The 20,862-nt window shown below is 46.4% G+C and carries 24 protein-coding genes; 9 read left to right on the top strand and 15 right to left on the bottom strand.

What is annotated here, in order from left to right:
* Positions 1-33 precede the first annotated feature (33 nt).
* From LEPBO_RS0105640 to LEPBO_RS0105620, 5 genes are all read right to left on the bottom strand, one after another.
* On the bottom strand, positions 34-387 hold the full coding sequence (locus LEPBO_RS0105640) for a LapA family protein (RefSeq protein ID WP_017286565.1): 354 nt from the start codon (positions 385-387) through the stop codon (positions 34-36).
* Positions 388-512: 125 nt separating this feature from the next.
* Positions 513-1,592, bottom strand: coding sequence for an AI-2E family transporter (locus tag LEPBO_RS0105635; protein ID WP_017286564.1), 1,080 nt, complete (start codon positions 1,590-1,592; stop codon positions 513-515).
* Positions 1,593-1,598: 6 nt separating this feature from the next.
* The gene (locus LEPBO_RS36255) at positions 1,599-2,339 is read right to left on the bottom strand and encodes a DUF3153 domain-containing protein (RefSeq protein WP_017286563.1); all 741 of its coding nucleotides are present in this window, start codon (positions 2,337-2,339) and stop codon (positions 1,599-1,601) included.
* 58 nt (positions 2,340-2,397) lie between these two features.
* A complete protein-coding gene (locus LEPBO_RS0105625; protein WP_017286562.1) occupies positions 2,398-2,934 on the bottom strand; it encodes a tol-pal system YbgF family protein in 537 nt (178 codons plus the stop codon).
* Positions 2,935-2,977: 43 nt separating this feature from the next.
* On the bottom strand, positions 2,978-3,415 hold the full coding sequence (locus tag LEPBO_RS0105620; RefSeq protein ID WP_017286561.1) for a hypothetical protein: 438 nt from the start codon (positions 3,413-3,415) through the stop codon (positions 2,978-2,980).
* Positions 3,416-3,529: 114 nt separating this feature from the next.
* Here LEPBO_RS0105620 and LEPBO_RS0105615 point away from each other — a divergent pair, with 114 nt between their 5' ends.
* Positions 3,530-4,417, top strand: coding sequence for an RpnC/YadD family protein (locus LEPBO_RS0105615; RefSeq protein ID WP_017286560.1), 888 nt, complete (start codon positions 3,530-3,532; stop codon positions 4,415-4,417).
* Between the two features lie 68 nt (positions 4,418-4,485).
* Here the strand turns inward: LEPBO_RS0105615 and nuoK are convergent, their stop codons facing one another.
* From nuoK to LEPBO_RS0105590, 5 genes are all read right to left on the bottom strand, one after another.
* On the bottom strand, positions 4,486-4,791 hold the full coding sequence (gene nuoK, locus LEPBO_RS0105610) for an NADH-quinone oxidoreductase subunit NuoK (protein WP_017286559.1): 306 nt from the start codon (positions 4,789-4,791) through the stop codon (positions 4,486-4,488).
* A 12-nt stretch (positions 4,792-4,803) separates the two neighbouring features.
* The gene (locus LEPBO_RS0105605; protein ID WP_017286558.1) at positions 4,804-5,403 is read right to left on the bottom strand and encodes an NADH-quinone oxidoreductase subunit J; all 600 of its coding nucleotides are present in this window, start codon (positions 5,401-5,403) and stop codon (positions 4,804-4,806) included.
* Between the two features lie 49 nt (positions 5,404-5,452).
* Positions 5,453-6,034 carry an NAD(P)H-quinone oxidoreductase subunit I gene (gene ndhI / locus LEPBO_RS0105600; protein ID WP_197693408.1) on the bottom strand — a complete coding sequence of 194 codons (582 nt, stop codon included), beginning with the start codon at positions 6,032-6,034 and terminating at the stop codon, positions 5,453-5,455.
* Positions 6,035-6,063: 29 nt separating this feature from the next.
* Positions 6,064-7,182: an NADH-quinone oxidoreductase subunit NuoH gene (gene nuoH / locus LEPBO_RS0105595; RefSeq protein ID WP_017286556.1), complete on the bottom strand. Its 1,119-nt coding sequence runs from the start codon at positions 7,180-7,182 to the stop codon at positions 6,064-6,066.
* Between the two features lie 381 nt (positions 7,183-7,563).
* On the bottom strand, positions 7,564-8,706 hold the full coding sequence (locus LEPBO_RS0105590) for a citrate synthase (RefSeq protein ID WP_017286555.1): 1,143 nt from the start codon (positions 8,704-8,706) through the stop codon (positions 7,564-7,566).
* 323 nt (positions 8,707-9,029) lie between these two features.
* Here LEPBO_RS0105590 and LEPBO_RS36250 point away from each other — a divergent pair, with 323 nt between their 5' ends.
* The gene (locus LEPBO_RS36250; protein WP_017286554.1) at positions 9,030-9,374 is read left to right on the top strand and encodes a hypothetical protein; all 345 of its coding nucleotides are present in this window, start codon (positions 9,030-9,032) and stop codon (positions 9,372-9,374) included.
* Positions 9,375-9,529: 155 nt separating this feature from the next.
* A complete protein-coding gene (codA, locus tag LEPBO_RS0105580) occupies positions 9,530-10,783 on the top strand; it encodes a cytosine deaminase (RefSeq protein WP_017286553.1) in 1,254 nt (417 codons plus the stop codon).
* Between the two features lie 119 nt (positions 10,784-10,902).
* Here the strand turns inward: codA and LEPBO_RS0105575 are convergent, their stop codons facing one another.
* Positions 10,903-11,235, bottom strand: a complete 333-nt coding sequence (locus LEPBO_RS0105575; RefSeq protein ID WP_144056149.1) for a hypothetical protein — start codon at positions 11,233-11,235, stop codon at positions 10,903-10,905.
* Between the two features lie 223 nt (positions 11,236-11,458).
* Between LEPBO_RS0105575 and LEPBO_RS0105570 the strand changes: the two genes are divergently transcribed.
* The 4 genes from LEPBO_RS0105570 to LEPBO_RS0105550 all read left to right on the top strand — a co-directional run bounded on the left by LEPBO_RS0105570 (position 11,459) and on the right by LEPBO_RS0105550 (position 15,094).
* Entirely contained in the window at positions 11,459-12,817 is a 1,359-nt protein-coding gene (locus LEPBO_RS0105570; RefSeq protein ID WP_026148440.1) for an 8-oxoguanine deaminase, read from the top strand.
* A 43-nt stretch (positions 12,818-12,860) separates the two neighbouring features.
* Entirely contained in the window at positions 12,861-14,267 is a 1,407-nt protein-coding gene (gene glgA / locus LEPBO_RS0105565) for a glycogen synthase GlgA (RefSeq protein ID WP_017286550.1), read from the top strand.
* An 87-nt stretch (positions 14,268-14,354) separates the two neighbouring features.
* The gene (locus LEPBO_RS0105555; RefSeq protein WP_017286548.1) at positions 14,355-14,771 is read left to right on the top strand and encodes an element excision factor XisH family protein; all 417 of its coding nucleotides are present in this window, start codon (positions 14,355-14,357) and stop codon (positions 14,769-14,771) included.
* Positions 14,759-15,094, top strand: a complete 336-nt coding sequence (locus LEPBO_RS0105550; protein WP_017286547.1) for a XisI protein — start codon at positions 14,759-14,761, stop codon at positions 15,092-15,094. The genes LEPBO_RS0105555 and LEPBO_RS0105550 overlap by 13 nt, the downstream gene beginning before the upstream one ends.
* A gap of 146 nt (positions 15,095-15,240) precedes the next feature.
* Here LEPBO_RS0105550 and LEPBO_RS0105545 read toward each other — a convergent pair whose 3' ends face one another.
* Both LEPBO_RS0105545 and LEPBO_RS0105540 read right to left on the bottom strand, forming a co-directional pair.
* Positions 15,241-15,633, bottom strand: coding sequence for a type II toxin-antitoxin system VapC family toxin (locus LEPBO_RS0105545; RefSeq protein WP_017286546.1), 393 nt, complete (start codon positions 15,631-15,633; stop codon positions 15,241-15,243).
* Between the two features lie 3 nt (positions 15,634-15,636).
* Positions 15,637-15,927, bottom strand: coding sequence for a hypothetical protein (locus tag LEPBO_RS0105540; RefSeq protein ID WP_017286545.1), 291 nt, complete (start codon positions 15,925-15,927; stop codon positions 15,637-15,639).
* A gap of 172 nt (positions 15,928-16,099) precedes the next feature.
* Between LEPBO_RS0105540 and LEPBO_RS0105535 the strand changes: the two genes are divergently transcribed.
* A complete protein-coding gene (locus tag LEPBO_RS0105535; protein WP_017286544.1) occupies positions 16,100-17,062 on the top strand; it encodes a lysophospholipid acyltransferase family protein in 963 nt (320 codons plus the stop codon).
* Here the strand turns inward: LEPBO_RS0105535 and LEPBO_RS0105530 are convergent.
* Together LEPBO_RS0105530 and LEPBO_RS0105525 are read right to left on the bottom strand one after the other, a co-directional pair.
* Entirely contained in the window at positions 17,059-17,421 is a 363-nt protein-coding gene (locus LEPBO_RS0105530; RefSeq protein WP_017286543.1) for a Lin0512 family protein, read from the bottom strand. The genes LEPBO_RS0105535 and LEPBO_RS0105530 overlap by 4 nt on opposite strands.
* 2 nt (positions 17,422-17,423) lie before the next feature.
* Positions 17,424-19,121 carry a helicase HerA domain-containing protein gene (locus LEPBO_RS0105525; RefSeq protein ID WP_017286542.1) on the bottom strand — a complete coding sequence of 566 codons (1,698 nt, stop codon included), beginning with the start codon at positions 19,119-19,121 and terminating at the stop codon, positions 17,424-17,426.
* Between the two features lie 113 nt (positions 19,122-19,234).
* Between LEPBO_RS0105525 and LEPBO_RS0105520 the strand changes: the two genes are divergently transcribed.
* Entirely contained in the window at positions 19,235-20,854 is a 1,620-nt protein-coding gene (locus LEPBO_RS0105520; protein WP_017286541.1) for an ArnT family glycosyltransferase, read from the top strand.
* The last annotated feature ends 8 nt before the right edge of the window (positions 20,855-20,862 follow it).

The following is a 20,862-nucleotide window of genomic DNA, read 5'->3' as shown; positions in this document are numbered from 1 at the left end:
ATCTTCACCCTATTCCCCTATTCTCCCATTCCCCTACTGCGCATAAACCTCTGCATCTTGAACATTCGATGCCGCAGGCAATAGACGTTGCTGCTCTTCCAGTTCAGCCTTATACCGTTGGATATCGTCTTCGAGTTCATGAATCCGCTCGTCTCGAACGGTGACTTCTTTGCCGATTTCAACGGTATGTTGGACGTGCGACCAAACACTAAACACCCAAGCTAAAACTGCACCAATTCCGGCTGAGAGAATCAACTCGACCGATAAAGGGGCTTGAAACTGAATGTTTTTAACAATGTGAATCACGACAGGCTCGGTGTTTTCGATGCCGAATAACACCAAAGCTAAGCAGATGACAAAAATGATTACAAAATTTACTTGTCTCATCGTTTGATGCTCCGAATCACGCCGCTAGTTTAGCAAGATTCAGCAGAAACTAATTTGAAGAAAATCTAAGTAAATGATTAAACAGTTCTGCCCCCGCTGCACGATCGCGGTTACTCGATTTGAGTTTAAGCGGGTGGCAGTTCTTTCTCAGGGGGAATCACGATCGCTGAATTTCCCTGAACGATCGCATCAATGATGCCCTTAATCGTTCCTGCAATTGGAACTGCCACAATGATGCCTAACACTCCCGCCACCTGAAGTCCAATCAATAATGCAATAAAAATCCACAAAGGATTTAACCCCGTAAAATCTCCCATAATCTTGGGCGCAATCAGATTGTCTCGAATTTGCTGAAGCACGATCGCAGCGAATGCCACCTGGACGGCAAGCCAACCGCTCTGAAACGCTACCAATAACGTCACAAGACCAATTCCCAAGGTCGCACCGATAAATGGAATAATTTCCGCAACGCCGATGATCAGCGCAAACACTAACGTAAACGGCACTTTCAATGCGGTAAAGACTGGGATCACCGCTAACGCCATAAACAGCGCTAGGACAATTTGACTCAAGAAGAAGTTATGAAAATTTGTTCTCAGAGATCGACTCAACGGAACCGAAAACTTCGCTGGAATCAGATTTAAGAATCCAGTCCAAAGTTGTCCGCCGTACATCAACATATAAAACGCCAGCACAATCACCAGAACCGTATCGACTAAGCCTGTTACGGTTCCCAATGCCAGCCCTAAAGCTTGCGGGGCAATGTTTTGCAACTGGTTCTCAATCTGTGTACTCAGCCGTCCGCCAAATCCTTTGAGATCGATCGGATAATTTCGCGCCTTTGCCCAATTGTCCCAAAATTCTAAATTCGATTGGCTCAGTTCTAACCACCCAGGAATTTTTCCCAAAAGTTGGGTGGTCTGGGTGAGCAAAATCGGCATCAAAGTCGTCGCCAAAATCGCCACAAGCGCGATCGTCATCACGATCACAATCACGATCGCTCCTTGCCGTTTAATCCGAAGTCTCTCAAAGGCTTGGACGGGATAATCGAGGAGAAACGCCAGAATTGCCGCGATCGTCAACACAGTAAATAGGTGATCAAAATATGACACGACCCATCCAAGCAGATAGACATTCAAGGCAATAATTGGACCACTTAGCCCAATCATTAACAAGCGCTGTAAATCGTGAGAAGGACGAGCCATATTGCCTTAACTCACTGTCACTGGCTGCTGTTTTTTGAAAAAGATTCCAGCCGCTACGATCGCCGCAATCACCAACGCTCCGATGCCCAATGGGTTAGGCATCCAAAATGCCGTTTCAATATGATTTTGTACACCCGGTTGAAGTGTCCAAATCAATTGTTTGCCGTTTCGACGAGCCGGAATCACCACCCCATTCTTTGTCCGGTTCAGACTCTGTGCGCCCCACGGAGCCTCGACGCTAAACTGCAAATCTAGCAATGAATTTGGACTAATTGGACTGTCTGTAGCAATTCCTAGCGATCGTAGATCGATGTCATAAATCAATCGCGTCCGCTCCAAGACAATGAAATTTCCTTGCTGCACCACAAATTTAGAATCGATTTGTGGCAATTCCAGGGATTTCTTGCCGCGAACTTTTGCCGCAAGTTCTGTGCTGAAAAACTCGTTAAATTTCTTCTCTAAGTCCTGCCCGTTGCTAAATGGAATGGTGGCAATGATCTCATTACTGGAGACTTTGCGAATTTTGCCCTGCAATTTGCGAGTGCGTTGCTCAATATTGGCGAGCCAAGTTTGAGATGTCCCACTGGTCAATAAGCGATCGTCGAGCTGAATTTTTTGGACGATCGCGCCCCCATTTGGACTATCAAACTTCACCCCGACATCGTAGTTGACACAGCCGGACGTGATCAGACAAACGATACACAAAACGACGAGATGTTTGAGCAAGCGAGCGAGTTTAGCAATCATATCGGGGGCGATTCAGTCAGTGTCTTCTATGATGTACCACGATGCGGGGTATGAATCCCTAACTTAGCCAAACTAAACCTGCAATAATTGCGATCGCGGCGATTAATGCTACCCAAATAAAAGCGTTGTCTTGGGTATTCACTTGGCTAAGATCAACTTCTTCCGGCACAATCGGTTTTTTCGGCTCCACTCGTCTGGTTGGCTTTGTTGGCGCAAATTTAGACCGTCCAAAATCGCGATCGGATTCATTTTCATCGATTCCTTCTAAATTTGGAATTTCGGTGAGCCATTCCGGTCGCGTCTTTAATCTTGGTGCTTCTAGAATGTAGAGCAAGCGTTTGCCCTGTTTGCGAGTGGTCAAATCTGGATGTTGGCAAGCTTTGCGACAAAGAGTAATTGCTTCGGTTCTCTGCCCTGCTGCTTCGTAAGCGGTCACTAACCAAATTTGCATCTCGCCACCGAGTTTAGACCCCGGTTCGACCAGCGCATTCGATCGCTCTAAAGCGGTGACTGCCTGCCGATAATCTCCCCGCTCAAAAGCTGCTTTTCCTGCTTGATATTCCCGTTGTGCAAGCTCTTTCTGTTCTGTTGTCATGCCGAAAATTGAACCATTCGCCTTCTCTCAGGGTATCGAAAATTTAAGACCTCTGTTTCGCTTTCAATTCGTGGGGAAGCTCTGAATCTTGCGTATAAGCGCGAATTTCGTTGGTTTCTCCCCAAGCTGTCCAAGCTTCTAGGGTTCTCGCTGCCCCGAGTTTTTCGCCTTTTTGATCGAACAGTTCTACCCAGCCATCGTTGCCATCGGTACTAACGGTGACTGCAAACACTTCTTGATTTTGAAGTTTCTCGATCGTGGCTGTGACCGATCCCCAATCTGCGGCTTCGACTTCTTCGACGTAGTAATCATAAGCATTGAGAACAGGTTTAGGAACCATCGATCGTTCTTCTTCATCGGTCAAATTCAAAGTGATCGAAGGGTTCGCCTGAAAAGACTGTGCGCCATCTGCCTGCGCTTGATAGTCATTTGCAACCTTATTTGTCCAAATTTCTCGAACAGTTTCAGCCCACTCACTCATAATAAGTCCGCCTAAATTCCTAAAGATAGGATATCGTTTACAGCCTCAAGCAACTTCAATAAACTCTAATCATGCAATGATAGGATATAGAACATATCAACTAATTTTGGCGTAATGACGCAACAATCCTCTGAAAATACAGATTACGATAATCCTTGGAAAACCTTTATCGAACTGTATTTTCGAGAGTTTCTAGCCTTCTTTTTCCCAACGATTGAGGCAGATGTTGACTGGTCAAAGCCGGTTCGCTTTCTAGATAAAGAATTACAGAAAATCGTCAGAGATGCAGAGATTCCCAAACGCTATGCCGATAAATTAGTCGAAGTTCACCGTCTGCGGGGTGAGAGAACCTTAGTGATTTGTCACATTGAAGTGCAAAGTCAAGAGGAGCGCGATTTCGTCGCCAGGATGTACAGCTACAACTATCGATTGCGCGATCGCTATAATTGCCCTGTTGTCAGCTTAGCCATTCTGGGTGATGACCGCCCGAATTGGCGACCCAGCAGGTTTTATGACGAATTGTGGGGCTGTGCCACTCATTTTGAGTTTCCAATCGTGAAGCTATCAGACTATCAATCTCAATGGACAGAATTAGAAGCCATTCAAAATCCTTTTGCTGTCGTCGCGATGGCTCATCTAAAGACCAAGGAAACGCACAATCAGCCACTTGAGCGCAAGCGCTGGCGGTATCATCTGACGACAATGCTTTACGATCGTGGCTATAGTGAGCAAGATATACTAGAGCTACACAACTTTTTAGACTGGCTGATGAATTTGCCTGAAGAGTTAGAGCGCCAGTTACAGGCTGAGTTAGAAACTTTTGAGGAGGCTAGACGGATGAAGTATGTGTCATCACTAGAGCGGAGAGCAAAATTGGAAGAAAAGCAGGCGATTGCTCTCAATATGCTTCGTAGAAATCTCGATATGGAACTCATTGCTGAAGTGACTGGCTTGACGATCGCTGAAATTCAAATCCTTCAATCTCAGCAACAGCAAGATTAATTGCTATCCTCAAACAAAAAAGAGGTGCAGACTCACTACACCTCTCTTCAGAAAAGTTGGAGAACAATTTACCACTTGAGTAAATTGAATTGTTCCATATCGACCGTATCGCGGTTCCGATAGATCGCTAGCACGATCGCTAAACCAACTGCCGCTTCTGCAGCCGCGATCGTAATCACGAAAATCGTAAACATCTGACCTTTGATCTCTTGCGGATCAAGATAGTTAGAAAACGCCATCAAATTCAAATTCACAGCGTTCAGCATCAACTCGATCGACATCAGGACTCGAACCGCATTTCGGCTCGTCACCAGACCATATACGCCAATGCAGAACAACGCGGCTGCAATGAGTAAGAAATATTGAAGTTGCATCGTTCAAAGTCCTTAGTTTTCAGGGTTGTTCTGTCCAGCGGGAACCAACTCACGCGGACGCTCTGGCAAAGTTAAAGCGGTATCCGCCTCATCCTCATCCGGCAGAAACTCACGACGTGCCAGCACGATCGCGCCAACTAATGCCATCAGCAACAAAATCGATGCCAATTCAAACGGCAAGAGGAAATCGGTGAAGAAATGCAGCCCGATCGTAATAATCGAACTCTCGATCGGAACCGCTGTTGAAATCGCCCAAGGAGTCGTCAACACCATTGCGCTCAGCAGCGCAAAGATTCCAGCACAGACGAGTGCAGTTGCAGCCCGACGAATCCAAGACTTCGCGATCGGCTGAAATGCCTCACGCTTGTTCACCAACATAATCGCAAACAAAATCAAGACGTTGACTGCCCCGACGTAAATCAAAACTTGCGCCGCTGCCACGAAGTCTGCATTCAGCAGCAAATATAATCCCGCAATGCTAATGAAAACGCCGCCTAAAAGAAAGGCAGAATAAACCACATTTTCCAGTAAAACGACCCCGATCGCAGATCCAATCATCATGGCTGCCAGGATCGCGAACGATACAATTTGAACACCTTCCGCTAAATTCACGGTCTCTCTCCCTAAATACCAAGTGGGGCAGTCACGCCCCAACTAACACCTATTGCTGCGATTGTTCAACAATCTCTTCAGGACGTAAGCCAGCCCGACGCGAACCAGCAGGTAGATCATGTGGATCGATCGCACCCTTCGGTAAGTATGCAAACTCACGCAACGGAGTCACCATCGGATCATTCGTCACTTTGTACGGCAGACGACCCAGTGCCACATTGTCGTAGTTCAGTTCATGTCGATCGTAGGTAGACAGCTCATATTCTTCTGTCATGGATAAACAATTCGTGGGGCAATATTCCACGCAGTTTCCACAGAAAATACAAACGCCGAAATCAATACTGTAATGATTGAGTTTCTTTTTCTTGGTTTCTTTGTTGAATTCCCAATCTACGACAGGCAAGTTGATCGGGCAAACCCGCACACAGACTTCGCAAGCAATACACTTGTCAAATTCAAAGTGAATCCGTCCCCGGAAGCGCTCAGAAAGAATCAGCTTTTCGTAAGGATACTGAACGGTGATAGGGCGACGGCGCATGTGGTCAAAGGTCACAGACAAGCCTTGACCGATATACTTGCCTGCTTGGATCGCCTCTTTCGTGTAATCACCGACTTGTTTGAGAAATTTCATCATGATGGGTGTTCTCCAGTTCGAGAGGATTAGCCGCCAAACGCGACCGGGAATGCCAGTTTCAAACCTGCGGTGATCAGCAAGTTGACAAGCGAGACGGGAAGTAGAAACTTCCAGCCGAGGTCGAGCAGTTGGTCAATCCGCACACGGGGCACAGTCCAACGCATCAAAATCGCCAGGAAGATCAAGAAATAAGCCTTCAAGAGCGTCATTCCAATGCCGATTGTGGCGAAAATCAACTGCAACCAAGGAGTCGATTCGGGCACGCCAATCAGTCCGGAGATGACACTTAGCGAAATTGGGAATTCCCAACCACCCAGGTAAAGGACAGCAAACAGCAAGGCTGAGAGCGTCAAGTTCACATAAGACCCGAGATAGAACAGGGCAAACTTCATGCCTGAATATTCAGTCTGATACCCTGCAACGAGTTCTTCTTCCGCTTCTGGTAAGTCAAAGGGAATCCGCTCACATTCTGCCAGAGCCGCAATCCAGAAAATAATAAATCCAACCGGTTGTCGCCAAATATTCCAGCCCAGAATTCCGTAGCCCGCTTGCTGATTGACGATATCAACCGTACTCAGCGAGTTCGACATCATGACAACGGCTAAAACTGATAGTGCCAGCGGCAGTTCATAGCTAATCGACTGAGCCGCAGCCCGCAATCCACCCAGCAGCGAGTATTTGTTATTCGAGGCATAGCCCGACATCAAAAGCCCGATCGGCACAACGCTCGATAAGGCAATCCAAAGGAAGATTCCCAGCCCGACATCGGTGATTTGAAGGTTTTGTCCAAACGGCAGAATCAAGTAGGACAAAAAGACGGGAATAACCACGATCGCGGGACCTAGGGTAAAGAGCAGCTTATCTGCTTTCGCCGGAACCACATCTTCTTTCAATACGAGTTTTAAGCCATCCGCAAGCGGGGCGAGAACGCCGAGCGGTCCGATGAATTCAGGACCAATCCGCTGTTGCGCGGCGGCTGAGATTTTCCGTTCTAGCCACACCACAACCAGAACGCTGACCGTCGCTGCAACCAGCATGATCAGCATCGGCAATGGCATCCAGAGGGCTTTTGCTGCCCCGGCGGGGATGCCAAGGCTCTGCACAGTTTCAATAAAGGTTCCTTGAAGGTCAATTCCTGGGTTCATGGTTCCCAACGCAGTAAGAAGGCAGCGTTGAGAGGAGTAGATCTTCTCGACATGAAGATTTATCGATGCTCTCAACGTCTTTCAGTATAGCGGTCGGACTGGGTGCGAAACGTATCGAACTACTGAATTTCTGCCGATTTGAGCCATCAAAGTATCTGATGCAGCGGATTGAGTAAATTGAATGGTTCAGCCGATAAGGCCTGCTAATACTCTATATTGTCTAGGAAATTATCCCTAGTCAGAATTTGTAAAAATAAAAGAAACCCCCAGAAGCAAGATTCCTGAGGGCTGGAGTTCCTGAAAATCGTCACGTTGTTATAGTTGCAAGGGATTGGGGAATCTGCAAGAGGGGTCTAACCCATCATCGAAATTACGCAATCTTTATCCTCGTTTCTCGATCGTGGTGTAAGGCTGCCCATGCAGCCCCGTGTAAATCTGCGTCGGACGGAAGATCCGGTTTTCTGCAAGCTGCTCTTTCCAATGCGCTAACCAGCCTGCAGCGCGGGAAATTGCAAACACAGGCGTAAACAGATCGGTGGGAATGCCCAACTTGCGATACACCAGTCCCGAGTAAAAATCGACATTCGGGTAAATCCCTTTATGCCCCAGTTTTTCCTCGACCGCTTTCTCCAATTCAACTGCGATATCGTAATACTTGTCTTGCCCAAATTTGTCGAATAGCTGTTCAGCCAGCTGTTGCAGAATGATCGCTCTTGGATCTTTCACCTTGTAAACCCGGTGCCCAAATCCCATGATCCGATCTTTGCGCTCCAACCGATCTTGTAAGAATGGGCGGACATTCTCAACCGATCCGATTTCTTCCAGCATCAAAATGACTTCCTCGCTGGCTCCTCCATGCAACGGCCCTGCCAGCGTTCCTACGGCTGAAGCAATCACTGCGTAAGGATCAGTGAGCGTCGAAGCAGTCACCATTGCTGAGAAGGTAGAGGCATTGATCGTGTGTTCAGCATGCAAAGTCAAGCTGATATCGAAAATTCGAGCGGCGAAGGGATCTGGCTCCTGCTCATTCAACATGTAAAGAAAGTTTGCAGCATACCCCAAATCATCTCGAGGCTGAACGGGGTCATTTCCTTTCCGCATCAGTTGAAATGCTGCGACCATCGTTGGAATCTTTGCCAGGATTCGCACGACAGCTTCTCGGATGTAGGTCGGATCGTCGAGTGCCCGTTTCGAGTAGAACAAACCCAACGCCGCAGCACAGGCTTGCAGAGCATCCATGGGATGCCCCGACTCCGGAAAACACTTCATCATGTCGCGAATTCTGTACTTTAAGCGACGATGAAACTGAATTTCATGCTCAAACTCTGCCAAAGTGTCACGGTTTGGCAATTCGTTCCAAATCAGAAGATACGCAGTTTCTAAAAAGGTATTCTGCTCTTGCATCGCGAGATCCTGAATCGGAATGCCGCGATACTCCAGAATTCCTTTCTGCCCATCCACAAAGCTAATGCTGGACTGAGTTGCAGGAATGCCCTCTAGACCTGCCCTAAATTCGACAGTCATGTTTACGGTATGGCTAATTAAGACTCACAAGTTAACTTACCAGATCTCCTGGCAAGCTTTGTCCAGAACAAACCTGTTCAGAATTTTTTAACAGTTTTCCTCACCTACTGAAATAGCACAGTTTGGTGTTAAAGATTACAAATTTGAGATATGAATCTGTAAACAATTGCGGTTTTTTATAAAAGCTAATACTATCGAGTTAGAAAGCTTTACATCTTGACGAAATTGCATCTACCACCTTGCCAACTGACTCTCTTCCCAAACTGGTTTCTGACTGGAGGGAGTCGATTGGCGATTTTTTATATTCGATCGTAAGGAGTTTTATGCCTCATAACCATGCTCGTAAACAACGTGAAACGGCTCATCATAAAGAACATCGCTCTAACAATTCTCGATTCCGTGAAGACGCTCCGAAGACCATGTTGACTCGCCTCATTGAGCAAGATGCCCCGCTCTTTTCTCACAGTCAACTGGTGTTAATGTACGGATTCTTTCAGGCTGAAATGTCTGCTGAAGCGAACCTTGGTGTTGCTTCCTGGATAAAAGATTGCATTCGACAATATGGACTTCCAAGTCTGGTTCGATTTGATTCTCATCGACGTGCCCAAATCTTCCGACGAGATCAATTTCAACCTTGGATTGAACCTTTGATGGATCAAGCGTGTTAGATTTTCCACGGGTTAGCTTTTCCGATTGTTAGCATCATCCGCTTGGGAACGCAGAATCAAAGATCCGAAATCTGCTAACAATTTTGAAATGTGCAACACCGTTCGCAAGTTTCTAAATCCGCTAGAGTTGAGCAGATCAGATTTCTTGCGGTGCTATGTCTTACGACCTTCTGCTTCGTCAATGTCAGTTACTTCGATCGCATCATGTTTCTGAGTTGGTGGATGTTGCGATTCATGCGGGTGAGATTGTTGAGATTGCCCCTCACTTAGACGCAACAGCGGAGGTGGAACTAGAAATCCAAGGGCATCTAGTTAGTCCTCCGTTTGTCGAATCGCATATTCATTTAGACTCTGCCCTTACCGCAGGTGAGCCTCGCTGGAACCAGAGTGGAACTCTGTTTGAGGGCATCGAAATTTGGAGAGAGCGGAAGCAAAATCTTTCGCTCGATGATGTAAAAGCGAGAGCGATCGAGACTCTGAAGCAACAAGCGATGCAGGGGGTTCTTTTCGTGCGAAGTCATGCGGATGTGAGTGAAGCAAGCTTAACGGCGCTAAAAGCTTTACTTGAAGTCCGCGAAGCCGTCAAAGATTGGATCACTTTGCAAGTCGTTGCGTTTCCCCAAGATGGCATCTATGGTGGGGCAAAGAATGATGCCTTGATGGAAGAAGCAATGGTACTGGGGGCAGATGTGGTCGGGGGTATCCCGCACTATGAACTGACCCGCGAAGATGGGGTGCGATCGGTGCATCGAATTTTTGAACTGGCAGAACAGTACGATCGCTTGATTGATATTCATTGCGATGAGATTGATGATGATCAGTCGCGATTTTTAGAAGTCGTCGCAGCTTGTGCGATTCGGACTGAAATGGGGTCAAGAGTGACAGCAAGCCATACGACTGCTTTTGGGTCGTATAACAATGCGTATGCGTTTAAGTTACTGGGTTTTCTCAAACGCACTCAGTTGAATTTCGTTGCAAATCCGTTGATTAATATTACGCTGCAAGGTCGGACAGATACTTATCCGAAACGGCGTGGGGTAACACGGGTGAAGGAGCTTTGGCAGCAGGGTATGAATGTCAGTTTAGGACATGACTGCGTTCAAGACCCGTGGTATTCGCTGGGGACAGGCAACATGCTTGATGTGGCTGCAATGGCGATTCATATCTGCCAGATGACGGGTCAGGATGAAATGAATGCGTGTTTCGACATGGTGACTTGGGGCGGAGCTAAGACGCTGAATCTAGACCAGTATGGAGTTGAGGTAGGTAAACCTGCAAATTTGATTGTCTTAGATGCGATCGATCGATATGATGCGATTCGCCGCCGCGCCACAGTGCAATATGTAATTTCGCAAGGCAAGCTTTTGGCACAGACGGAGCCTCCGAAAACCAAATGGCGCGGGAATTAGAGCTTCCTCGTTATCATAGAAAAGCGTGAGCATAAAAAACTGAATCGGAAAGTGTATATGTGAAAACACTTTCCGATTCAGGAATCAAACACACAGGATCAAACAAGGAATCTCTACCCTTACTTCTTGCTGTTATAGACACAGGTGTGGCTATCAAGATGTCCCCAAACATGAGGATTGCGAGGGATTCTTCCCTTGAAGAAGAGTTCGACCGCTTTTGGAGCGAACAGTGCTTTGCAATACTTATTTGCTGCTGATTGCGACATCGTACCGATTAGGTGGTCGCAGGCAAATGGATTTTCCCAAGCTTGAAAGTCCGCTCTGTTGTAGCTAAATTTCAGTCCATTCATCTGGCAAACGGTTGCAGCCTTTGCAGGAGCAGTGGGTAATAGTGTGGTGCTCCCAGCAACGATCGAGGATAGAGCGAGGAATGCGAGGAATTGGCGTTTCATGATGAAATCTCCTTTTGAGTGATATTGCCTGAAAGCCTTGTGCTGTTTGGCTTTCGTGTTGTTGATACTCATAAGGTATTCGGTTTTTTTGATCGAGTCGATGGCTATAAATTGAGGAAAGTTAAGGAGATCAGTGAAGGTCTATTTTTAGGAAATGTTAGGTTCAGCACTCTAACTTGTGTGGGAATGCGCTAAATCAAGCTTAGTCTTCACGCTGAATGCCATGCCTACTTTACTAGTCAAGAATATTCACACCCTTGCCACAATGGACGCTGATCGCCGAGAAATCCGCCATGCAGCGCTTTATATTCGAGACAATGTGATTGAGCAAGTTGGCACAACTGCCGAACTGCCCCAAACCGCAGATGAAGTGCTGGATTTGCACGATCGCTATGTTGTCCTTCCTGGTTTAGTCAACACGCATCATCATTTCTTCCAAACGTTAACGCGCGTGATTCCAGCCGCACAGAATTGTGATTTATTCAATTGGCTGCAAGCGCTTTATCCGATTTGGTCAAATCTGACTTCAGAAGCGATTTATATCAGTGCTCAACTGGCAGCAGCAGAATTGATTCTATCCGGCTGTACGACAGCCAGTGATCATCTGTATATCTATCCGAATGGCAGTACTTTAGATGATGAAATTCGGGCAGTTCAAGAGATTGGATTACGATTCCATGCCAGTCGCGGCAGCATGAGTGTAGGGGAAAGTCAGGGCGGACTGCCACCCGATTCTGTTGTTGAGAAAGAGCCGGATATTCTCAAAGATAGTCAGCGCTTGATCGAGCAATATCATGACAACGATCGACATGCGATGCTGAGAATTACCTTAGCTCCTTGTTCTCCGTTCTCAGTCACTCAGGATTTGATGCGGGAATCGGCGGCACTCGCTCGATCGTATCCGGGCATTCGATTGCATACTCACTTAGCTGAAAATCGCTCAGATGTCGAATACAGCTTAGCGACCTTCGGAATGACTCCAGGCGACTATGCAGAATCCGTCGGTTGGTTAGGCAATGATGTGTGGCACGCGCATTGTGTCCAGTTAGACGATCGCGCAATTCTCAGCTTCGGTAAGACTGGAACTGGGATTGCACATTGTCCTTGTAGTAATATGCGGCTTGCCAGTGGCATGGCTCCGATTCGGAAAATGCTCCAGCATCGGGTTCCTGTGGGATTAGGAGTTGATGGATCAGCCTCGAATGATACTTCAAACCTGTTGAATGAGGCGCGCACCGCTTTTCTGATGGCGCGAGTGCGAGAATTGGATGCTGCTGCAATGAGTGCGAGAGAAGCTTTAGAATTAGCCACATTAGGCGGAGCGAAAGTGCTGGGGCGCGATGATATTGGCTATTTAGCGCCGGGAATGTCGGCGGATTTTATTGCAGTGAATCTCGATCGAGTCGAGTTTGCAGGAGCACTGCATGATCCGATCGCGGCAATGATTTTCTGTCAGGTGAATCAGGTTGATTACAGTTTTATCAATGGGCGAAAAGTTGTCGATCAGGGGCGATTGACCACGATCGAGCTTGAGACGTTGGTCGAGAAACACAATACTCTTTCGCTGAAATTGGTGCAGTAAAACTCGGTATGATGACAGAGCGAAAATTAAAGAGGGGAGCCAGATGCGGATCTTGTTTGTGGCAGCGGAAGCAGCACCGATCGCAAAAGTAGGCGGGATGGGGGATGTCGTAGGTGCATTGCCGAAAGTCCTGAAAGCGATGGGGCATGATGTCCGAATCTTTCTCCCATATTTCGGATTTCTCAACGACAAAATCGAAATTCCAGCCGAGCCGGTTTGGAAAGGCTATGCAATGTTTAACGACTTTGCGGTCTATGAGACGGTTTTGCCGGGAACCGATGTGCCGCTGTATTTATTCGGGCATCCTGCTTTTGATCCGCGTCGGATTTACGGCGGTGAGGATGAAGAGTGGCGGTATACCTTTTTTGCAAATGGCGCGGCTGAGTTTGCTTGGAACTATTGGAAGCCGCAGGTGATGCATTGCCATGATTGGCATACGGGAATGATTCCGGTGTGGATGCATCAAGATCCTGATATTGCGACGATTTTTACGATTCATAATTTGGCGTATCAAGGGCCGTGGCGCTGGAAGTTAGAAAAAATTACTTGGTGTCCTTGGTACATGCAGGGACATAACACGATGGCGGCGGCTGTGCAGTACGCGAATTGGGTGACAACCGTTTCACCGACGTATGCCGAGCAGATTAAAACGCCGACGTATGGGGAGGAATTAGAGGGATTGCTCTCGTTTATCAGCGGTCGGCTGAGTGGAATTGTGAATGGAATTGATACCGAGGCTTACAATCCAGAGACGGATAAAGCGCTGACGAAGACGTTCTCGATCGATACCATCGACGATCGCATTAAAAACAAGATTGCTCTCCAAGAAGAAGTGGGACTGGAAGTGAATTCCAAAGCCTTTCTCATTGGCATGGTTTCACGATTGGTTGAGCAGAAGGGCTTAGATTTGGTGATTCAGATTCTCGATCGCTATTTGGCTTATACCGATGCTCAATTTATTTTGCTGGGCACTGGCGATCGCTATTACGAAACGCAGATGTGGCAACTGTCTTCTCGCTATGGGGGTCGGATGTCTGTGTATTTGCTCTATAACGATGCGTTAGCTCGTCGAATTTATGCGGGTGCAGATGCGTTCTTGATGCCTTCAAGATTTGAGCCTTGTGGCATTAGTCAAATGCTGTCGATGCGATATGGCTGTGTGCCGATCGTGAGACGAACGGGTGGCTTAGTCGATACCGTTTCGCATCATGATCCGGAGAAACATGCAGGAACTGGGTATTGTTTCGATCGCTATGAACCATTGGATCTCTTTACCTCAATGGTGAGAGCGAATGAGGCATTCCGCTTTAAAGGACTGTGGAAAGAACTTCAGCAACGAGGAATGCAGCAGAACTTTGATTGGAAAAAATCGGCGGTGGAATACGATCGATTGTATCGGCGAGTGTTAGGAATGCCAGAGGAAGATGTGACGGTTGCTGTAGAAGCTTGATTGGCTGGTTTCAGCTAGATAATGATTTTGAGCTTGGAATGAACGATCGCTGCGACAATAAAAACAAGTTTCGCGAACAGATTTCCTATGCCAGCGCTTGACCTCTATCATAATGCAGTGAAACGGGCACTGATTAAAGAAGGGTGGAATATTACCCATGACCCGTTTCATCTGCGTTGGGGACGCAAGGATATGTATGTGGATCTGGGAGCCAAACGATTGCTAGTAGCAGAACGTGCGGAACAGAAGATCGCGGTTGAGGTGAAAAGCTTTATTAGTGACTCGGAAATGCAAGCGTTTCGAGATGCGATTGGACAGTTTGCGATTTATCGTTCTGTCCTGCGTCGAACGAATCCAGACTATACGCTGTATTTAGCTGTGCGAAATGTTACTTATGTCTCCTTATTTGAAGAACCAATTGGACAACTTTTGATCGAAGATGAAGGTTTAAAGCTTGTTGTATTTGACGCAGAGGAAGAGGTGATTCTGCAATGGAAAAACTAGACCAGTACCGTCAAATTATTCAGTTCGTTCTGATGCCTTATACACAGATTCCTTATTCACACGGGGATTTGATTTGTAAACCGATTTTCGATCAGCAGCGAGATAGCTATCTTTTAATGACTTTAGGTTGGGATCGTAAGACGCGCGTGCATGGGTGCCTGGTGCATTTGGATTTGATTGATGGGAAGGTGTGGGTGCAGCGAGACGAGACAGAAGATGGCGTGACGCGTGAATTAGTTGAGGCTGGAATTCCAAAGCAGGATATTGTATTGGCGTTTCATCCTGAAGATGTGCGTCCTTATACGGGATATGCGATCGCCTAATTGATAATTTAGCTCGATCGTGTTTCCCAAGTCGGTTTTCTGCTCGTTAAACTCATGTGTAACTTGTCAAGCAAGTGCTATGGTGGATCATCCGATTGGGGTTTTCTTCTCGTACTCGTATCGGTATGAGGAGTTTAAGGACGAGATTAGAGTAAACGGACAAATCCTTCTTGCTCAAAATGCCGATCGGTCGTTAATGCGTCTGTTATTCCACGCTGTCGCATCAAAACAAAGCTCACTGCATCACACAACGAATAAGTTTTATCCGCTCGATCGGCTAAAAGCTGCATCGCTTCTCGGTGCATTTGTTCATCGACCCAAATCACTTCAATATCTGGACTGTCAAGTAAATCGGTCGCGTAAGTTAACCCTGCAGAACGAGGAAAACGACGGACTAAGGCTAAAGCAATCAACTCCGCTAAGACATAGCTATGAGTAAGCAGCCTCTGACTTGAACTATTGAGAAATCGCACTGCCTCCGGATGTTGAGGTTCATCTTGATGAAGGTAGCAAAGTAGTCCTGACGTATCTAACAGCACAAATCAATCCTGCCTCTGATACTCATCGGCATAAGCTCTGGCAAGATCAGCATCAATGCTTTCATTGTCTGATCCTGTGGGATGTCCAAGGCGAATCGATCCGGCATGATTCCTAAACCTTTGCCGAGCTTCTTCTTGCTGCGCTGTTAAGGGTGAATCCGCCTGGAGAGATCGATTTTGTTGGTTTAAAACCGTGATAATCCACTCTGTCATAGGCAATCCAGCAGCATCGGCTTTCTGTTGAAGGTCTGCATAGATCTCATCACTCAGTTGTAGCGTTAATTGCTGGCTCACGGTTACTTGATAAACATGGAGGTTAGAGTAATTATAACTCCTGGATTCAGCGCTCAATCTAAACAAATCGTTCAAAATAATGCTCAAGCTAGACCGACAAAATGCTTCTGACGAATGAAGATCGCTAGAGATACGATCGATAAAATAGCCTAGCCCCTTTTCCTGTTGCGCTATGTCTTTCCAGTTTTCCCGGTTTGACTGGTTTTGTTTTTGGTATCCGCCTGGATGGTTGATTCTGTTTAATCGTCATTGGCAGCATTATCATCCGGATCCGGAGGGTTGGAATTGGCTGGAATTCGGGCTGTTTCTGATTCCGGGTGGGTTTTATTTGGCTTTGCTGCTGCGCTGGATGCGGTTGGGATTTCGTGCGCCCAAACCGACCTTCACAGAGCCTGATCCGATTTATCAAAATGCGTTTCGAGAAGAGATTCTTTTCCCGATCGTAACTCGCTATTTCCAAGCCGAACTGCATGATGCAGAGAATTTACCGACAGAACCACCCGCGATCGTGACGCTTAATCATGCTGGAATGTGCTTCCCGTGGGATTTTGTCTGTCTGGGTGTATTGTTAGGACGAAAAACAGGCTGGTTTGTGCAGCTTTTAGCTCATCCCATCTTTTTTGATCATCCTTGGTTGGTGTGGTGGTTGCCGCCTGGATGGGCACAGGCTTTGGGTGGGGTGCGGGCAGAAAAAGACAGCTTTGAAGCGGCGATCGCAGAGAAAAAAGTATTACTTTATGCACCTGAAAGCTGGCGAGGATTAGTAAAAGGCTGGCGGCATCGATATCAGTTGGCAAAATATGATCCGAGCTTTTTACGCTTGAGTTCACAGTATCAAGTGCCGATCGTATCAACTGTTTGTATTGGTAATGAATCTCTACATCCTTGGGCGTTGAATTCTCAGACATTGGCAAAATGGTTCAAGATGCCGATGTTACCTGTATCACCTTTAGTGTTGGTCTTTGTATTGTTTCCATCAATGGGAGTTTGGGCAATGAGAACGCAATTAAAGTACTATGTGCGATCGCGACAATTACCTGAAACTGAACTGAGCCGAGCCGAGTCGGTGCAACAGGCAGAGAAAATGCGATCGCAATTGCAAGAAGAGATTAATCAGCTTGTGACTCGCAGCTAGATATCGACCCAGACGGTGACTGAGGCAACAGCGATGTACATGTCATCATTTTTATCGTTAAATTCCTCGATCGCTCTGCCTTGCACAATCATTCCACCGGATTCGACTTTCAAATTTTTTTGCCCGAATGGAAGCACTTCTAGAACTTCGGCTTCGCGTACTTGTTCGGGATAGGGAACTGCGATTTGAACTTCGATGATCATTTCGTTGGGATGGCTTAGTCCGGCGACTTCCCAGATTCCGGGGAGGGCGTTATGAGCGATCGCATTTCTTACGGCTCTAGAAGCTGCAACAGTTGGATCTTGCCCATGCTGATCGATTCCCATTCCCATTTCAATTACAAATCGTTTCCGTGTCATCGTTAAAATCCTAAATCTGCTTTTGCTGCTTCTGCCGCTCGAAAGACTTCGACATCGGGCATTTCTTCCCAAGCTGTATCGCCAATCTCACGGTAGAAATTTTCATCATAAGGACGAGTCCGAACGACGACAGGCATCGGAACTGCGTGACCTAAGATTAGAGCTTGCTGTTTGGAATCCAGTTTGGCAAGTACCGATCGCAGACTTTGCCCTCCAGAAACGCCTGTAAAAATTGCCTCAATATCTTTGTCATCATTCAACAATGCTGTGATTCGAGTGCCAATCTGCGACATGACTTCATTGTCAATCCCAGATGGACGCTGATCGACCACTAGCAACGTGACAAAGTACTTTCGCATCTCACGGGCGATCGTGCCAAAAATCGTTTGTCCGACGGTTGCAGGATCGAGGAATCGGTGTGCTTCTTCGATCGTAATTACAAGCTGCTGAGGTCGATCGTTAATGTCTTTGGTTTGGAGAAATTGCTCAGCTTTGCGAACATAAGCGTGGTGAATTCGTCTGGCAATGATGTTAGTTGCCAGCATGTAAGAGAGTAAATTCGATTGAGAACCAAACTCAACCACAACATGCTTTCCTGCATCAATACATTCAAGAATTTGACCGACATAGTTATGTGGGCAACTATTGCGAATGTACTTTAATTCATCCAGACGATTGAGTTTTCGCTGCAATGCCATAATCGAAGATTTACTTCCCATCTTGGTTTCGCAGAATTCCTGAATCTCGCCATTGCTCATGGTTAAGAGTCGATTGATCCAAGCTTTACCAAACTCATTTCTGAGAATAATTGCGTTTTCGAGTGCAGCTTCAGAGAGGTTTAGCTCGCCTCGAACGAGCATCAAATCTTCAACGTCAATTTGGTCATAGCTGACGTAGAGTTCTTGAGCATCCCGAACGCCTCTTCGCTTTGTCGAATCAGGATCGAGCGTAAAGATTTGCACTTGTCCTGGAAAGAGCTGCCGCAAGCCTTTGACGGTGCTAAATTGCTTGCCTTCTCTTGTTGCCTCCCAGCCGTACTCTGAGTGCATATCGAAGATTAAATTTACCGCCGCTTGCTTTCGGACAATTCCCGCAAGCAGCAATCGCGTCAGGAATGATTTTCCGGTTCCTGATTTTCCGAATACGCCGTTACTGCGTTCGACAAAGCGATCGAGATCTAAACAAATCGGAACCTCCATATCAATCGGTTCTCCGATCGCGAAATTGCGCCGATGGGGATCATCTTCCCAACCAAAGACTGCTCGAAAATCTCGTTCACTCGCATCAAAAACCTGGCTAAAGTGACTAGGAATCGTTTTTACGGGTAAGAGTTCGATCGCTTCACTCGAACTTGCTTCATACGAGGCTAGTTTAGAAGATTTTTTCTTTGCAACGGGCTTCTCGGTCGGTGTGAACATCAACATCGGAGAAAGCTCGATCGTGCCATAGGTTCCGCTTCCAGCCAGAACTTCTTGTAGAAATAAATTTGTCGGTTCTGGCGGATTGGCAATAATTCGCTGGCTAGAAGTACCCAGAGAAACGTCGGTCAACATGCAGAAAAAGCGCGATCGCGTTCCCTGAACAACAAGGAACTTGCCCACCCTCATTTCTTCAACCGAGACATCGGGATGGAGCCGAACTTCAAGTCCTTGACTCAGAGATCCTTGAATGACTGACCCTAATGGTTTCTCTAAATCCATACGCTACGACAAAGCAATTGTTCTATCTTAGTTCAGCTTGAGACATGCGTACTAAAGTTGTCAAATCTTAAGTAATTTGTAATACGATTTAATCGCTGTAGTCCTCGTGTCGAATGCAAGTTTTAGAGACGGTGATAGATGCGATTGCGAATCGCAACAGATTAGAAATAGAACTGATTTTTCAACTGTTTTGGATTTTATTTTTTGTGGGTTTGATTCCATCATGGATTGTATTTCGATATTTCAATCGGATCGCTCGATGGATGGCGCTAATTTTAGCGATCGTCATTCTGCTCAACTACATTGGGCTGGTGATTTTCTATCCAACTTGGGCAGATTACGCGGATCCGGCTGAGGCAAATGTCGCGGCTGTATCTTGGTTATTGCGACGAGGAGAACAGATTTATCCAACGTTGGATGCAGCCGGAAGATATATCAATAACTATGGTGCTTTTTCTTATATTATCCAGGCTGCTTTTCTCAGTGTTTTTCAGCCGAGTATTTTCTCGTCAAAATTGGCAGGAAGTCTGGCAGGTCTTTCAAGTTTAACGTTGATTTTTTTATTAATTAAGCATCAATTAAACCGATGGTTTGCGATCGTTGGAACTGCGATCGCAAGTCTTTGCTTTCTCAATCAAACTTCTGCGTCGGGATTGCTCACGTCTTCATTTTGGGTTCGCCCTGATTCTTTCCTGCTGTTTTTCTCAGTGTTGGGACTCTTTTTAGTCGTGCGAGGTGGAAAAGCGATCGCGATTTTTGGTAGTGCGATCGCGCTAGGAGTTAGTACGAATCTCAAAGTTACTGCTTTTCTGCATTTCATTCCCATCTATGTTTTATTGCTTGAGCGATTTGGGATAGTCTCAGTACTGATCTCGGCTGCTAGCTCACTTTTAATTTCAGCCGTGCCTTATCTCTTACCTCAAATCTCGCTCACGAACTATTGGAAGTGGTTACAACAGGTGCGGCTCAAAGGAATTAAATCTGAACAGATTCCCAAGAATCTCCTCTGGACAGCATTTATGGCGATTCCTAGCATGATCGCGCTTTTGTTGAACTGCAATCGAAGATGGTTCTCAAAGCGTTGGTTATACGGTTTAACTTTACTAGCTGGAATTGTGCTCAATGCTGTAATTAGCTCAACTCGTGGCGCATTAGAGAACAATATGCTGCCATTTGTACCGCTTTTGATTTACTTACCCATTGATCTATTTCGACTGAGAGCATCACGACCTAAACTGATTTCTGTGCTTGGAATCAGTGCCGCGATCGCGTTTATTGCTGCGAGTAGCTTAGCTGTATATTCAACCGAAGTGAAGTTTGTTGAGCGTATGAATACGGCTCCTGGACACCGAGCGATCTCGGATCTCGATCGCTTTATTGCAGCACATCCAAATCGTACAATCGGTATGGGATATGGGGCTGTGAGCTACCAGCTTTCGAGCTATCGTCCACCGCTCGTTTTTGCTGGCAATCCTTATCTACTAGATTCTGCTTCTTTGATGGAAATGCAAGCTTCTGGGTTGAATAACACTCCCGAAAAAACATTGCAGGCTTTGAAAACTTGCCAAACTCAGATCTGGTTAATTCCAAAAGAGAATCTGCCGTTTCAGGTTTATAGTTACTATCCGCCGCTTCAGAAACTATTTAGCGATCGCTTTAGAAAAATCTTTGCTGAGACTTACGATCGACGAGAATCTACCGAGTTTTACGATGCTTGGATTTGTAAGAAATAAGTAGAGTG

Source organism: Leptolyngbya boryana PCC 6306, from assembly GCF_000353285.1.
Lineage (GTDB): Bacteria > Cyanobacteriota > Cyanobacteriia > Leptolyngbyales > Leptolyngbyaceae > Leptolyngbya > Leptolyngbya boryana.
This window is presented reverse-complemented; position numbering and strand designations above follow the sequence as displayed.

Bases quoted from the DNA above. Each gene is read 5' to 3' on its own strand.
- LEPBO_RS0105640 (WP_017286565.1), bottom strand. From the start codon at position 387: ATGAGACAAGTAAATTTTGTAATCATTTTTGTCATCTGCTTAGCTTTG.
- LEPBO_RS0105635 (WP_017286564.1), bottom strand. From the start codon at position 1,592: ATGGCTCGTCCTTCTCACGATTTACAGCGCTTGTTAATGATTGGGCTA.
- LEPBO_RS36255 (WP_017286563.1), bottom strand. From the start codon at position 2,339: ATGATTGCTAAACTCGCTCGCTTGCTCAAACATCTCGTCGTTTTGTGT.
- LEPBO_RS0105625 (WP_017286562.1), bottom strand. From the start codon at position 2,934: ATGACAACAGAACAGAAAGAGCTTGCACAACGGGAATATCAAGCAGGA.
- LEPBO_RS0105620 (WP_017286561.1), bottom strand. From the start codon at position 3,415: ATGAGTGAGTGGGCTGAAACTGTTCGAGAAATTTGGACAAATAAGGTT.
- LEPBO_RS0105615 (WP_017286560.1), top strand. From the start codon at position 3,530: ATGACGCAACAATCCTCTGAAAATACAGATTACGATAATCCTTGGAAA.
- nuoK (WP_017286559.1), bottom strand. From the start codon at position 4,791: ATGCAACTTCAATATTTCTTACTCATTGCAGCCGCGTTGTTCTGCATT.
- ndhI (WP_197693408.1), bottom strand. From the start codon at position 6,034: ATGAAATTTCTCAAACAAGTCGGTGATTACACGAAAGAGGCGATCCAA.
- nuoH (WP_017286556.1), bottom strand. From the start codon at position 7,182: ATGAACCCAGGAATTGACCTTCAAGGAACCTTTATTGAAACTGTGCAG.
- LEPBO_RS0105590 (WP_017286555.1), bottom strand. From the start codon at position 8,706: ATGACTGTCGAATTTAGGGCAGGTCTAGAGGGCATTCCTGCAACTCAG.
- LEPBO_RS36250 (WP_017286554.1), top strand. From the start codon at position 9,030: ATGCCTCATAACCATGCTCGTAAACAACGTGAAACGGCTCATCATAAA.
- codA (WP_017286553.1), top strand. From the start codon at position 9,530: ATGTCTTACGACCTTCTGCTTCGTCAATGTCAGTTACTTCGATCGCAT.
- LEPBO_RS0105575 (WP_144056149.1), bottom strand. From the start codon at position 11,235: ATGAAACGCCAATTCCTCGCATTCCTCGCTCTATCCTCGATCGTTGCT.
- LEPBO_RS0105570 (WP_026148440.1), top strand. From the start codon at position 11,459: ATGCCTACTTTACTAGTCAAGAATATTCACACCCTTGCCACAATGGAC.
- glgA (WP_017286550.1), top strand. From the start codon at position 12,861: ATGCGGATCTTGTTTGTGGCAGCGGAAGCAGCACCGATCGCAAAAGTA.
- LEPBO_RS0105555 (WP_017286548.1), top strand. From the start codon at position 14,355: ATGCCAGCGCTTGACCTCTATCATAATGCAGTGAAACGGGCACTGATT.
- LEPBO_RS0105550 (WP_017286547.1), top strand. From the start codon at position 14,759: ATGGAAAAACTAGACCAGTACCGTCAAATTATTCAGTTCGTTCTGATG.
- LEPBO_RS0105535 (WP_017286544.1), top strand. From the start codon at position 16,100: ATGTCTTTCCAGTTTTCCCGGTTTGACTGGTTTTGTTTTTGGTATCCG.
- LEPBO_RS0105530 (WP_017286543.1), bottom strand. From the start codon at position 17,421: ATGACACGGAAACGATTTGTAATTGAAATGGGAATGGGAATCGATCAG.
- LEPBO_RS0105525 (WP_017286542.1), bottom strand. From the start codon at position 19,121: ATGGATTTAGAGAAACCATTAGGGTCAGTCATTCAAGGATCTCTGAGT.
- LEPBO_RS0105520 (WP_017286541.1), top strand. From the start codon at position 19,235: ATGCAAGTTTTAGAGACGGTGATAGATGCGATTGCGAATCGCAACAGA.